Consider the following 13,226-nt stretch of genomic DNA (forward strand, 5'->3'; position numbering starts at 1 on the left):
AGGAAAGACGGCGTTTCAATGTCGGCGCGGTCAGGTACGGCCAGCTCAGGACGCAACCGAGCCGGGGGCGGGCGGATGGGCGAAAAGATTGAGCAGCCGGTTGTTGACGGCCCGGCCGTCCAGGGTCAGGGGCAGACGCCAGCCATAGCCGGCGGCGGCAATGCGCTCGCCCACGGCCCCGAGGTCAAAACCCACGGTCCACAGGCCGGCCCGCCAGGCTTCGGTCAGGGTATAGCACCACGTCTCCGGCCACACCGACAGGCAAAGCGCCGCCTGGCAGCCCAGTTCCCGCACCACGCAAACCGCCTCGCCCTCCGCATAGCGTCCGGTGACAAAGACCCGGCCCGTGGCAAACAACGCATAATCGTCCTGGGTGAATCCCGCCACGGCAAAGGACAGCGGCAGTTCCCGCCGGGCCGCGTCCCGGGCCATGGACAGGAGCACGTCATAGCCTTTGTGGCGGCCGATGGCCCCAATGAGGGCCAGACGCAGGGGTGTTGTTCCGTCCCAGGGGAGGAAGGCGGGGACGGGCGGCGGGGCAAAGGCCGGTTCCGGATGGGAGAGGGCGGCGATGGGGGCGTTTGGAAAATGCCGGGCCATGCGGCCGACCGCATCGCCCGAGGGGGCAATGACCCGGCCGGCCGCGTCAAGCAGGCGGGCAGAGCGGGCCAGCAGCTGCGCCACCGGAACATCTGCCGTTTCCAGCGGCTCCCCCACGTCGATGCACCGCTGGCAAGCGGCGGGGTCCGGCTCCGAACAGGGCAGGCCCGTGTCGTCAACGAGCGTGATGCGCGGACAAAACCAGGCGTAGTCATGGATGCGGGCTTCATAGGGCAGGCCCAGGGCGGCCGGCAGATTGAGGATTGCCTCCGGCAGGTCGAGGAAATGGTGGAAAATGCAGCCGGCCGTCCCCAGGGCCTTGAGGTCGGCGACCAGGGCCGGCAGTTCCTCCGGCAGGGCGTAGACGAGATTGGGGGTCCCGGCCGCGCCGTCGAGGGTCAGGCGCACCCGGTTGTCCGGCTCGTCGGGAGCGGCCGGGGCAAGGAGAGCCGTGGCATAGCCGGCGGCGGCCAACTCGGCGGCCTCGTCAGAAAGCCGCCGGGCCGTGCCGCCGTCCTTGCCGTGGCAAAGGCGCACGAGCAGCGGTCCCCGGGCTTGCCCGGCCAGCCGGGCCATGTCCACGGCCCGGCGAAGCGGCAGGACGGGGTCGCGGCGGAGAAAGTCGCGCACCAGCGGCAGATAGCCGGGATGGCGCTTGGCCAGCACGGCCAGATTGCAGGCCAGGGCCGCGTCCTTGGTCGCCCCGAAGGACACGCCGCCGGCGTGGACCACAAAGACGTCGGCGGCAAGCACATGCCGCCAGCCCAGGTAGGCCGACCGGCGGCAGAAATCGTTTTCCTCGCCATACCCCCGGCCGAAGGCGGCCACGTCGAAATCTCCGGCGTCATCCAGGCAGTCGCGGCGGATGTACATGCAAAATCCGACGGCGGTGGGCAGGTCGATGCGTTTGCCGGCATTGACTGCGGCAAAAAGTCGGTCGAGGGCTGCCGGGGCAAGGTCTCCGGGCAGAGGATTGTCAATGTTAAAGGCAGGATAGGAACTGATGGTGGCGTTGTTGGAAAAAGGGGTGGCCGTGCCGATGTCCGGGGAAGCGTTGGCGGCGGCGGCCAGCCGGTCGAGCCAGCCGTCAAAGACCAGGGCGTCGCTGTTGAGCAGCACCACGTCGCGGTCCGGTCCCTGGGCCATCCCCCGGTTGGCTGTGGCCGGGAACCCGAGGTTGGTCTCGTTTTCCAGGAGCGTGATCTGCCCGGCGGCCGCCATGGCGTGCATCAGGGCCGTCAGGGCTTCGTCCGGGCAGTGGTCGGAGACGACGACAAGATGCGGCCGCACGGTCCCGGCGGCCGCCAGGACCGCCTGCAGGCAGGCGCGGGTCTCAGCCAGTCCCCTGTAGACCGGGACCACGACATCGACGATTTCGGGCAGGTTAGGCATGGTCGTCGTCCTCTTCGTCCTTCCCGGCAGCGGTTTGGTCGGCCTCCAGGGCGGCGGCCCGGGCGGCCAGGAGGCTGCGGGCCTCGGCCATGGCCGCCCCCAGGCAGTCGTCGGGGAGCGGCGGCGGGGACTGTGGCGAACAGGCGGCCTGACGCAGCCAGCCGCCGAGATGGGCCAGGGCCTGGGGCGAGACCCTTGGCGCAGCCACGGCCGTATCCGGCCCTGGGGGCACGGGAGCGGCAAGTGGCGGCGCTGTCCGGGCCTGGGGCAGGGGGGCCGGGGAACCGAAAAGCGGCGTATTGCTCTTGGCCAGGACCACGTCAACAAGGGTCCCGTCCAGCCAGCCGGCCGGCGGAGTCAGCGAGAAGCCGCCAAGAGGCGCAAGGCCGGGCAGGGCTGTGTCGGCCAGGGTGCGCCCAATGACCGCGCCGTCGGCCAGGAGCACGACTTCGGCCGGTTCGGGTCCGGCATGGCGCACGCAGCCGGCCAGGGTCGTCTCGGTGGTCCAGACCACGCCCCAGGGAGCCCCGCCGGTCACGGCGTCAAGAAGGCCCACAGCCAACCGGAGTCCCTCGGGCTGGGACGGAGGGCGGCACAGGGCCACGGCGGCATCCAGCCCGGCCAGGGGCCGACCGGCGGCCAGGGCGGCCGTGACCACGGCGACCATGGCCGCCAGATCGTCCGGGGTCAGGGCCAGGGCGGCCAGGGCATGCCCCAGGGCCGCCTCGGGCCGGCCGGCTTCGCGCAGGGCCATGGCGGCCAGGGTGCGGGCCCGGCCGCTTTTGGGGGCCAGCCTGGCCGCCCGATCGGCCAGGACGGCAGCGGTCCGGGGGTCGCCGTGGCGGCGGCAGAGGTCGATTAACAGAACAAGGCTTTGCGCGTGCAGCCCTGGTTGGCCAAGCAGCGGCCAGAGCAGGGCTGCGGCCGCCGCCGGATCCGTGGCGGCCAGGGCCGCAGCCGCGTCCATGGCCTGGCGGGCGGCGGCCGGGACCTCGGGGAACGGAGTGGCGTCAGATCGGGACATCAAAATCTCCGTTGAGCACCTGCTCGGCCAACTGCAGGTGGGCCGGCAGACAGATTCGGTTGCGGTCGTAGCGGGTGAGCACCGTTTCCCGGGCCAGGGCGCGCATGGAGGCCAGCCCGTGCCGGTTGGCCAGCGCTTCGGCCACCTGGGCGGCCAGGGCCTCGTGATCGAAAAAGTCCGTCAGAAAGCCGTTGATGCCATGGGCCACGACCTCGCGCACCGGTTCGGTATCCGAACCGACGAGCAGACAGCCGGCGGCCATGGCCTCCAGGGCCGACCAGGACAGCACGAAGGGATAGGTCAGATAGACATGGCAGGCCGAGACGGCCAGGGCGGCCAGATAGTCGGGATAGGGGAGCGGCCCCAGGAAGTGGACCCGGCCAGGGTCCACGGGAGGGCTGGTTTCGTATCGTTCCCGGTAGGTCTGTCCACCGGGCAGGCGAAGGCCGTAACTGACGTCGTCGCGGCCGATGATGAGCACCCGGCAGTTGGGCCGTTGGCGCAGCAGTTCCGGCAGGGCGCGCAGAAAAATGTGGAAGCCTCGGTACGGTTCCAGATCCCGGGCCACATAGGTGACCACCTCATCGCCCGGGGCAAGGGTCAGGCCGGTTCCGGGCAGGCGCAGTCGGGCGGCCGGGTCCGGGCGCACGGCGTCTGTGTCCACCCCTTCATGGATGACCTTGATTTTGCCTTGCCACTCCGCAGGATAGCCCTGGCGTTGCCAGGCTGTCGGGGACACCCCCCGGGAGCAGGCGGCAAGCGCCAGCAAACCGGCGGTATTTTGCAGGCGCACCAGGGGCCATTGGTATTGGGGAACGGGAAATTCCGGATCAAAGACGGCATCGGCCCGGCGGGGATCGTAGTAGTGCTCACAGTAACTGATGAGTCGGGCATCGGGAAAGACGTCCAGGAGGAACAGGGCCTCGCCCCAGCCGGGATGGGCGTAGATGAGGTCCGGGACCACGCCGCTTTGGCGCAGCTTTTTGGCGCATTCCATGACGGCGGCCCCGCGTCGGATCTGCCCTTCGACGTGTCTGGCCAGGGGGTTGAGGTCGGCCGGGGCCTGACCAAAGCCGTGGTAGGGCGCGTCAATGACGCCGGGGATGGGATTGGCCCGGGCGGCGTCGCGGATGGCGCAGACCGCAACGCGCGGCTGGCGCAGATAGTGGCCAAGCAGACCCCGATACTGGGCCGGGAAGTCGTGGTGGACAAAAAGGACGGTCAGATCCGTCTGGGCCATGGCGGACCTTCAACCCGGTCGGGCTTGGCCGGGGGCAGCCAGAAAAACCGGCCGGCTGGGCTGCGGGATCGGCAGGCGATCCCGCAGCGTTGGCGCACACTACTTGGTGGCGGACTAGGCTTTGGGTTCGAGAATGACGCCCAGGGCCTCCAGGGGAGCGCCGCCCGTGGGCGAGCGCAGGAATTCGCCGTTTCGTACCGGGGCCGCCTGCCCTTCGCCGACGAAACTGCCGGCGTAGGCGATGGAAAAGCGTTTGGCCGCCTCGCCGGAAAGGCGCGCGGCAAAGCCCAGCATGGGCACGTTGGCGGCGCGGGCGCCGGTGAACTGGGGCGGACTGACCCAGGGCATGGGCTGGCCGTCAGCTCCCAGGGCTGCATATTCGATGTCCTGCAAAGACACGCCTTCGGCGTACAGGGCCACGGCCTCCAAACGGCGACCGGAACCAGGACGCCCAGCGCCCTGGCCGGGATCGAAGGCCACATCGCCTTCGCCCTCAATATGGCCGGCCATGCGGATGGTCGGGGTAGGACCGGCCGGCTGGCTGGGCGGGCTAAAGGGCCTGGGCGCCTGGGGTGCGGCAAATCCCGGGGTCTGGCCAAATCCCGGAGCCTGACCGAAACCCGGAGCCTGACCGAAACCCGGAGCCTGGCCGAAGCCGGGGGCCTGGCCGAAGCCGGGGGCCTGGCCGAAGCCTGGAGCCTGGCCAAAGCCGGGGGCCGGCTGGGCAAACTGGGGTTGGCCGGCCCCGGCCGCTCCGGGGTAACCGCCCATCGGCGCAGCGCCGCCATGGGACGAGTAGGCCAGCCCGCCGCCGCCGAAAGCCGGAGCAGCCGGCTGGGGCTGGCCCAGGCCGGGAGCGCCGAACTGGCCGGCGGGAGGGGCGAAATGCATGCCGGGAGCGGCTGGCTGGGGCGCAGCCGGTTGCGCCTGGGCAGCGGTTGTGCGTTGAATGTCCATGCGGATGCCGGTCGTGGCGTAGTCGCTTGGTCGGTAGGTGGTGAAAAGGACCAGGGCTCCAGGGGCGGCCACGGCCAGTGCGACCTTTTCGCCAGTCTGCCCCAGCCAGGCGGTCTGCCCGTCGGAGGCGGCCAGCCGGGCTATTTCACGGCTTCCGGGCAGCACGGCGACCAAGATGCAGGGGAACGGGGTATTGGCCAAGACCTTGGGAGGATGCTCCATGCCGCCGACAGTGATCGTATATTCCCCGGGAGGAAACGGCACGAGAGTCGCTTCGCTGACGAGCATCGTTTCCAGGCGGTTCCCCTGCGGGGGCTGCTGCTGGTTCATGGAAGGCTCCTTTCTCTTTGTGTGGCTTAAGGTTCCCGGATTGACTCGCCGAACACGCGGATAAGCGGCCAAGTGACATAGGTGATGACCGTGCGCGTGCCGACCTTGATGTCGGCAGCCAGGGTCATGCCTGGGACGAGCCGGAAATCCTGGGGCAGTCCGTTCATGTGCTCCATGCCGGTGATGCTGATGCGCGCTTCGTAGACGAGACGGCGGCCGGAGGTGGTGTCGATGTATTGGGCGTCTTCGGCGATGGTGCGCAACTTCCCGTCGAGATACCCGAATTTTTGGTACGGGTAGGTGTCAAGCTTGACGATGGCCGTGTCGTTTTGGCGGATGTAGCCGATGTCTGCGGTTTCAATATAGACAGCGGCTTCCAGGGGAGAATCCAGGGGGACAAGGGTCATCATGGACTCGCCGCTTTTGATGACCGTGCCGGGATTGAAGTTGGCAATATCCAGGACCACGGCATCGCTTGGGGCGGTGAGTACCGAAAGTTCGCGCAGGAGCGTGGCCTTGGAAGAATCCTCAGTGATATTTTGCAGATCCTTGCGGGCACTGGTGAGCTGGTTCACGAGCGTATTGCGCCAATTCTCGATGAACCCTTCTTTTTCGGCCACGGCCTGGGCCAGATTGTGGCGCATGGATTCCAGCGATCCTTTGAGCTGTTCCATGGAGACGTTGGTCTGGGCCAGATGGTTTTCGGCTTCGAGCATGGACAGGCGGGAATCAGAACCCTGCTCGTAGACCTTCTGGCGCATCCCGACCAGTTCCTTGGCCACCTGCACCTGCTTGTCCATCTGGGTATACTGGCGTTGCCCGGCAATGAGACTTTGCTGTAATTCTGATATTTTTGTATTGATACTACGCAGCTTGGCGGTAAATTCATCCAAACGACCGGCCAGCAGTTTGCGCTGCGTCTCTATCTCCTCTGCCGAGGCCTCGATGGGCGGGGCAAGAGCCGTGCCGGTGAGTTCGCTTTGCAGTCTGGCGATGAGCAGCTTCTGATAGGTCGCGTTTATTTGCAGACGCGAAGCGTCGGCTGTCGCAAAGGTCGGGTCCAGGCGCACCAGGACGTCCCCTTTTTTGACCACGGCGCCGAGGCGCACGTCAATGGAACGGATAATCGCGTCGTTTAATGGGGAAATAATGATATTTTTCCCGGACGAAACAATTTTCCCCAGGGAGGGAATGATCTTATCCGTCTGGGCAAAGCAGGCCAGGATGACCAGAAAAACCAGCAGGCCGAGGATGGAATGCAGCACCAGACGGGTCATCCGGGGCAGGGGCGTCAGTTCCAGTTCTTCGGCATCAGGATGGAATTCGAGGGCTTCCTTGGGAATAGCAGGTTTGTCTTTTTTGGGGGTAATTTTTTGCAACATAGGTCTTATAAAGTCGACGCCGCCGGGCACGTCCTTTCTTCGCGCGGGTTATGCGGGTGCGATGCCGGGGCGTCCCAGGCAAGGCACAACTTTTTGGCCAAAAGGAAGAGGGGTTGTCAATCCGGTCTGGCGTTGCCTGCAGTACCGGAGTGATCAACTGAAGGCAACCGCTCTGTCCCTGCAACTGGCTGCGCCGGAGAGTACCCCCAGCAACAGCCTGGTCCGTATCCTGTGGCGTCGCACAGCGGCAAAGCCAGAGGCCGGGCGACATCTGCGGCGGTACTCTAGGCTAGGGGAAGCATCGTGGCAAGGGCGTTCGAGCGGCCGCCGGGTGCGGGCGGCGTCGCGCAATCGTCACAAAAACGTCTGGCAGGCGCGGCCATGGCCTGCGGACCGGAGGTATAAACCAGCTCGGTTCGGCGTTAGGGCCGGATTAAACATTGAGGCAAGACATGCTTAGGACGTTTATGCAGTTTTCGCCGAGATTTGAACAGCGTTATATCCCCGATGGGGTGGGTGCCGTCCCTTCCCAGGTCCCGGAATTGCTGCGTGGCCAGAACCGGTCTCTGGTGGCCGGACACGTTGGCCTTGGCGGCGTTTTGGGCATGGTGCTCCTGGAAATTCATGACTTCTACCTGCTGCGCCGGTTGTTTCGACCGGAGGTCGCCGCAGCGGTGGGAGAGATTTTGGAGAACGAGGCGCGGGCGGTGGCCAAGACCCGGCTCCCGGGGGTGCCGGTGTGCCTGGTCGAGCGCCTGGATACCGGACGAGTCCTGATCGTTCTGGGCGGCAACGCAGCGGCTCTGGATACGCTTGAGCGCACGGCGGCGGCGTTTCGCCTGGAGGTGCGGGGACGGGTTCGACCTGAGGCCGTGCGCCTGACCGGCCAGGAACTGGAAATCCGCTGTGGCGCGGCCCTGGTGCTGAGCCGTGGCCTGGACGGCCTGGACATGGCCCTGGCCTCGGCTTTGGCTGAAGCCTCGCGTCTGGCCCGGGGCGAAGCCGGCAAGGGAGCGTCCCCCATGCAGCGGGAGTTCCGGGAAATCCTCGAACTCGGTCGGGTGCGGGCGGTCTATCAGCCCATCGTCAACCTGCGAAGCGGCTCGGTGTTTGCCTGGGAGGCTCTGGCCCGGGGTCCAAACGAGAGCGTTTTTGCCTCGCCGTCCATGCTGTTTGATTTCGCCGAGGAGACCGAAGCCGTTTTCGTTCTGGAGAAGGCCTGCCGGGAAGCAGCCATTCGCGGGTTCTCGCCGGGGCACGACGGGGCCAAGCTCTTTTGCAACATCCATCCCCGCACCATGCTCGATCCGGCCTTCACCCCCGGGGAAACGCGCAAGCTGCTCGACAAGTACGGCATAGAACCCCGGGACGTGGTGCTGGAGATCACCGAGCGCCATAATGTCCAGGATTTCAAGCTGTTCCATCGCACCCTCGCCCATTACCGCGACGCCGGCTACGGCGTGGCCGTGGACGACGTGGGCACCGGCTATTCCGGACTGGCCTCCATTGCCGAAATCAAACCCGATTTCATGAAGATCGACATGTCGCTGGTGCGCGGCATCGACGCCAACCCGGTCAAGCGGGCGCTTTTGGAAACGCTCCTCACCTTTGCCGAGAAAATCGGCTGCCGCATCGTGGCCGAGGGGATCGAGACCGAATCCGAGCTGATCTGCCTCATCCGTCTGGGCGTGCATTTCGGCCAGGGATTCTATCTCGGCCGGCCGGCCCTGCCGCCGGCCCTGCCGCGCGAGGACATCCGGCTGGCCATCGTCGCCGGCTCCAGCCAGGCGGTGGACGGCCTCAAGTGCGCCTCCCCGATAAGCGATCTGGCGGAACGGCCAAATCAGATCCTGCACAATGCCCAGGTGGGCGAGGTCAAACAGTTTTTTGACGCCGAGGAAGCGGCCCACGCCGTGGTGGTGGTGCGCGACGGCCGGCCCGAAGGCCTGATCATGAGCCACCATCTCGACCGGCTGCTCAGCTCCCAGTATGGTCTGGCCCTGTTTCTGCGCCGCGAGGTCACCCGCATCATGGACCCCCAGCCCCTGGCCGTGGAGTGGGACACGCCCGTGGAAGTGGCGGCCCAGGCCGCCATGGCCCGGGACCGCGACAAGCTCTACGACCCCATCCTGGTCACCTGCCGGGGCAAGCTGTCGGGAATCGTGTCGGTGCAAAAAATCCTCGACGCCCTGGCCTGCGTCCAGGTGGAAATGGCCAAGGGAGCCAACCCGCTGACCGGCCTGCCCGGCAACGTGGCCATCGAACGCGAGATCGCCCGGCGTGCGGCGGCCCAGAACGCCACCTGTCTGGTCTATGTCGATCTGGATAATTTCAAGGTCTACAACGACGTCTTCGGGTTCCAAAACGGCGACAAGGCCATCCTCATGACCGCCCGCATCCTGGGCGAGGCCCTGGCTTCCCACGGCGGCGAGGAGGATTTCCTGGGCCACGTAGGCGGCGACGACTTCGTGCTGCTGTGCGGTTGCGACACGGTGGAGCCGGTCTGCCAGGCGGCCATCGAGGCCTTTGCTGCCGCCTCGCCGGCCCTCTACAACCCCGAGGACCGGAAGCGGGGCTTTATTGAAGGCCAAAGCCGCGACGGTCGGGTGGGGCGCTTTGATCTGCTCACCATCTCCATGGGCGTCATCGACTGCGCCTTTGCCGTGCCCGTAACCATGGACGAGCTGGGCCAGCGGGCGGCGGCGGTCAAGAAATTCGCCAAATCCCGCAGCGGCAATTCCCTCGTGCGCGACCGGCGCAGCCCGCTCGGCCTGCCCGGCGAAACGGATGAACGCCGGGAGCCGGCCGAGGGGAAGTGAGAGGGAGGAGAAGAAAAAAAGAGTGCCTCCGGCGGCCGGGGGGATGATCCCCCCGGACCCCTGCAATTGGAGAAGTTTTTTTAAGGGGGCTTGGGACTGACGGGCAAGCAGGTCCCTGTGGCTGTTATCGTCTCGGCGTGCCAGGAAGAGAAAGCGATGGCGGTTGAAGGGAGTGAGACCCTTTGGCCGCCTTTCCTTTTTTGGGAGGGCGGCGGCGCTACCGGTTGGGGACAACCGTGGTCAGCGGCAGGAGGGCGGCGGCGTAGGCCGGGTCGTGGGGGCAAAATCCGGTCGTGTCCCACAGCCCGGCGTCCGGGGCGCGGCGAAGCCTTGCGGCGGTGCGGCCGCCGATGGCGGCAAGCAGGGCCTCGGGGCCGCCGTCGGCCGCCCGGTCGTTGTCGCTAAAAAGCTCCATTCCCGCTTGCGGCCAGAAGCGGTCCACGAACTGCCGTCCCAGCCCCACGAAGATCTGGTGGGACCAGGCCGTGGCGTGGACGGCGTGGCGCAGCACCGGGGCCGGACAGAAACGCAGGATGCCGCCGGCCCGGGCCACGGCCAGGGGCAGAGCATAGTCCCACCAGGGCAGGCCCAGGAAAAAGCCGTCCAGTTCCGGCCGGACGGCGTAGCGGGCATCCACGGCGCACAGATCAAATCCCACATCGTAATAGGTCCCAAACCCGGGTCGTTCCGGGGTGCTGTCCACCCGGCAGGCCATGACCGCGCCGCCGGCGGCGGCGGTCACCAACCGGGCGGCAAAGTCCGGGCGGGCTGTGAGGACGATGTCGGCATTGAGCACGCATAGTGTGGATGCCCCGTTGGCCAGGCCGGCCGCCAGCAGGTGCGGGAGGGCGGCGTAGGGCCGGCCAAAGGCCGCAAGGGCGTCGGATGGGGCCGGCACAAAGGCCGCCTCGGGAAAACGATCGGCCAGGAGGGTGATTTCTTGGGGCGTATTGACGGACAGGATGGTGCGAAAGCCGGCCGCGGCCCAGGAGTGAAGGGCCTGCCGGCAGCCGGCGTCGGCCGTGGGCGGCAGGCTGGTGACGGCCACGGCGGCGTGGTCGGCCGGGGTGACGGGTGGCGGCCGGGAAAAGGCAGCGGCATTGACCCGGGCGGCGATGCGTCCGGGGTCGGCGCTGGCCGCCCGGGCGAAAAAGCCGGCCGCAGCCGGTCGGTCGTCCAGGGCCAGGGCGGCGTGGCCGGCCGTGAGCATGGCCTGTCCGGTGTCGCCGTGTTCGCGGCTGGCGTCCAGGGCCAGGGTCAGGGCGGCATCCGGCCGGCCCAGAGCCAGGAGCAGGTCGGCGCGAAGAAGCTGGGCCAGCGGCGTTGCCCGGCTGGCCGCACCGGCCAGGATGTCCTGGGCCACGGCCAGATCGCCGCAACGCACCAGCTCCCGGGCGGCTTTCAAAGCGGCGTGGGCCGCCGGGGCGTCGGGCAACAGCCCGGCAAAATCGGGAGGCGCGGTCACGGCGCGGCCGTGTCCTTCGAGTCGAGAAATTCCCTGGCCCGGGTGGCCAGACGACAGGATTCGGCCAGCAGGTTGGCGTAGCGGGTCGGCGTATGCTGGCCGGTCGGACGTGCCGGCCCGTGGCGGCGCACGCCGTAAAGCACGCGCGGCACATGGACAAACGTCGCCCCGGCCATGGCGAAACGCAGGTAGTGGTCGTAGTCGTTGGCGCTCGTATAGGCCTCGTCCATAAGCCCGACGGTTTCATGCAGCCGGCGACGATAGAGCCGGCATACGCCCAGATGGTACCATTCGGCCAGACAGGCCTTCATATCGAATTCCGGAAAGGTCATGCGGCGATAGATGCGGCCGTCGTCTTCCAGCACGTCCTGGTCGGCGTAGGCGAAGTCGGCTCCGGAACGCGCCAGGGCTGCGGCCAGTTCCTCGATCATGTGCGGATAGGGCAGGTCGTCGCCGGGAATGAACGTGCAGTACTCGCCGGTTGCCCGGGCCAGACCTTCGTTGTAGGTGCGGGTGGGGCCGATGTCGGTCTCAAAGCGCACGATCGAAAGACGCCTGTTCTGGGGGTAGGTGAGCACCCGTTCGCGAACGACCTGCCCGTCCGCGTCCATGCGGACCACCGGCTCGGCCGCAGCCGTGGCAATGTGTCCGGGCAGGGCGTCGAGATAGGCTTTGGTGGCGTCGGTGGAGCCGCCGTCCACAATAATGATCTCCAGTTCCGGATGGGTCTGGAACAGGCAGCGGTCCACGCAGGCCGGCAGGTAGGCGGCCTGATTGTAGGTGGGGATGACGATGCTGGCCAGGGCCATGGCGTCAAAAACCGGACAGGGCCTTGGCCGGTCGGTCGGCAAGGTCTGCGGCGGCGTCCGGGACATTCGGGGCGGCCAGGATATCGAAGCGCACGGCCTCGTCCTGGCGCACCGTGGCCAGGAGCCGGCTGCCGACGACCGCGTCGCCAAGGGCCGGGGTCAGGCCCGTGCCGGGGCATTTGCAGGCCAGGTCTTCGGGGCCGACCGTGTGTCCGGCCGGCAGGTCGCGGGCGAAGACCAGGGATTTGCGCAGCTTGACCGCAGCTGCGGCCTCGCCCGGGAAAATCTGCTTGCGCCTGACCTGCATGGCCGCCTCGGCTTGGCGCACCATGTCGGCCATGGCGGCAAAGGCCTCGGGGGTGAGCGACACCTGATGGTCGGTGCCGGGCAGGCTGCGGTCCAGGGTGAAATGGCGCTCAATGACGACCGGGGCGAAGGCCACGGCCGCAATGGTCGGCCCCAGGCCGCGCTCGTGGCCGGAATAGCCGACCGGCAACCCGTAGCGGCGGCGCAGGACGTCCATGACCGGCAACCCGACCTGCTCGTCCGGGCAGGGGTAGGAGCTGTTGCAGTGCAGGATCACGATGCGCTCGTGGAAGCGGCGCAGCTCGGCCACGGCCATGTCGAGGTCGGCCAGCCCGCTCATGCCGGTGGAGAGGATGACCGGCAGGCCGGTTTCCCCGGCCAGCCGCAACAGCGGCACCGTGACCAGATCGGCCGAGGGGATTTTGAGGAGTTCGACGCCAAGGGCCGCCAGCAGGCGCAGGCTGGGCGCATCCCAGGCCGAGGCGAAAAAGGTCAGCCCAAGGGATTCGGCCAGGGTTTTGAGTTCGGCCAGGGCCTCGCCGGACAGCTCCAGTGCCGCCCGGTGGCGGCCGTAGGTGTCGCCGAAACTGTTGGCCCCGCCATAGGGGGCGTCCAGGCCGGCCCGGGTGAAAAGCGCACCCAGGTCGCGTTTCTGGAATTTGACGGCATTGGCCCCGCAGGCCGCCGCAGCACGCACCATTTCCCGGGCGGTCTCCAGGCTGCCTTGGTGGTTGTTGCCGATTTCGGCCACCAGGAAGGCCGGGCATCCCGGGCCGACGGCGTGGCCGCTGCGCAGGCGGATGATCGGGGCGATGGGCATGGGGCGATACTCTCCAGGGCGGTGATGCGTCAGGCCGCCAGACTTCTTGTATCCCTGCTGTGGGGCTGGCACAAGCCGGTGG

Annotated in this window: 9 protein-coding genes; 1 reads left to right on the plus strand and 8 read right to left on the minus strand. The window is 67.5% G+C overall.

Going from position 1 to position 13,226, the window contains the following annotated elements:
- Positions 1-45 precede the first annotated feature (45 nt).
- The 5 genes from NY78_RS06710 to NY78_RS06730 form a co-directional block, all read right to left on the minus strand.
- Complete coding sequence (locus NY78_RS06710) at positions 46-1,992, minus strand: glycosyltransferase (protein ID WP_043633386.1); 1,947 nt, start codon at positions 1,990-1,992, stop codon at positions 46-48.
- Positions 1,985-3,016 carry a hypothetical protein gene (locus NY78_RS06715; protein WP_082139903.1) on the minus strand — a complete coding sequence of 344 codons (1,032 nt, stop codon included), beginning with the start codon at positions 3,014-3,016 and terminating at the stop codon, positions 1,985-1,987. Before NY78_RS06715 ends, NY78_RS06710 begins: the two co-directional genes overlap by 8 nt.
- On the minus strand, positions 3,003-4,256 hold the full coding sequence (locus tag NY78_RS06720) for a glycosyltransferase (protein ID WP_082139904.1): 1,254 nt from the start codon (positions 4,254-4,256) through the stop codon (positions 3,003-3,005). Before NY78_RS06720 ends, NY78_RS06715 begins: the two co-directional genes overlap by 14 nt.
- 114 nt (positions 4,257-4,370) lie before the next feature.
- Positions 4,371-5,543: a hypothetical protein gene (locus NY78_RS24560; RefSeq protein ID WP_043633389.1), complete on the minus strand. Its 1,173-nt coding sequence runs from the start codon at positions 5,541-5,543 to the stop codon at positions 4,371-4,373.
- A 26-nt stretch (positions 5,544-5,569) separates the two neighbouring features.
- Positions 5,570-6,925, minus strand: coding sequence for an HlyD family type I secretion periplasmic adaptor subunit (locus NY78_RS06730; protein WP_043633392.1), 1,356 nt, complete (start codon positions 6,923-6,925; stop codon positions 5,570-5,572).
- 452 nt (positions 6,926-7,377) lie between these two features.
- Between NY78_RS06730 and NY78_RS06735 the strand changes: the two genes are divergently transcribed.
- Complete coding sequence (locus NY78_RS06735; RefSeq protein ID WP_047960063.1) at positions 7,378-9,744, plus strand: bifunctional diguanylate cyclase/phosphodiesterase; 2,367 nt, start codon at positions 7,378-7,380, stop codon at positions 9,742-9,744.
- Positions 9,745-9,961: 217 nt separating this feature from the next.
- Here NY78_RS06735 and NY78_RS23000 read toward each other — a convergent pair whose 3' ends face one another.
- From NY78_RS23000 to NY78_RS06750, 3 genes are read right to left on the minus strand one after another with little or no spacing between them, the layout of a single operon-like run.
- Positions 9,962-11,209, minus strand: coding sequence for a hypothetical protein (locus NY78_RS23000; protein WP_053062145.1), 1,248 nt, complete (start codon positions 11,207-11,209; stop codon positions 9,962-9,964).
- Positions 11,206-12,084, minus strand: coding sequence for a glycosyltransferase (locus NY78_RS06745; RefSeq protein ID WP_231583805.1), 879 nt, complete (start codon positions 12,082-12,084; stop codon positions 11,206-11,208). The genes NY78_RS23000 and NY78_RS06745 overlap by 4 nt, the downstream gene beginning before the upstream one ends.
- On the minus strand, positions 12,023-13,144 hold the full coding sequence (locus NY78_RS06750) for an N-acetylneuraminate synthase family protein (RefSeq protein WP_043633393.1): 1,122 nt from the start codon (positions 13,142-13,144) through the stop codon (positions 12,023-12,025). The genes NY78_RS06745 and NY78_RS06750 overlap by 62 nt, the downstream gene beginning before the upstream one ends.
- Between the last annotated feature and the right edge of the window lie 82 nt (positions 13,145-13,226).

The organism is Desulfovibrio sp. TomC (assembly GCF_000801335.2).
Taxonomy (GTDB): domain Bacteria; phylum Desulfobacterota; class Desulfovibrionia; order Desulfovibrionales; family Desulfovibrionaceae; genus Solidesulfovibrio.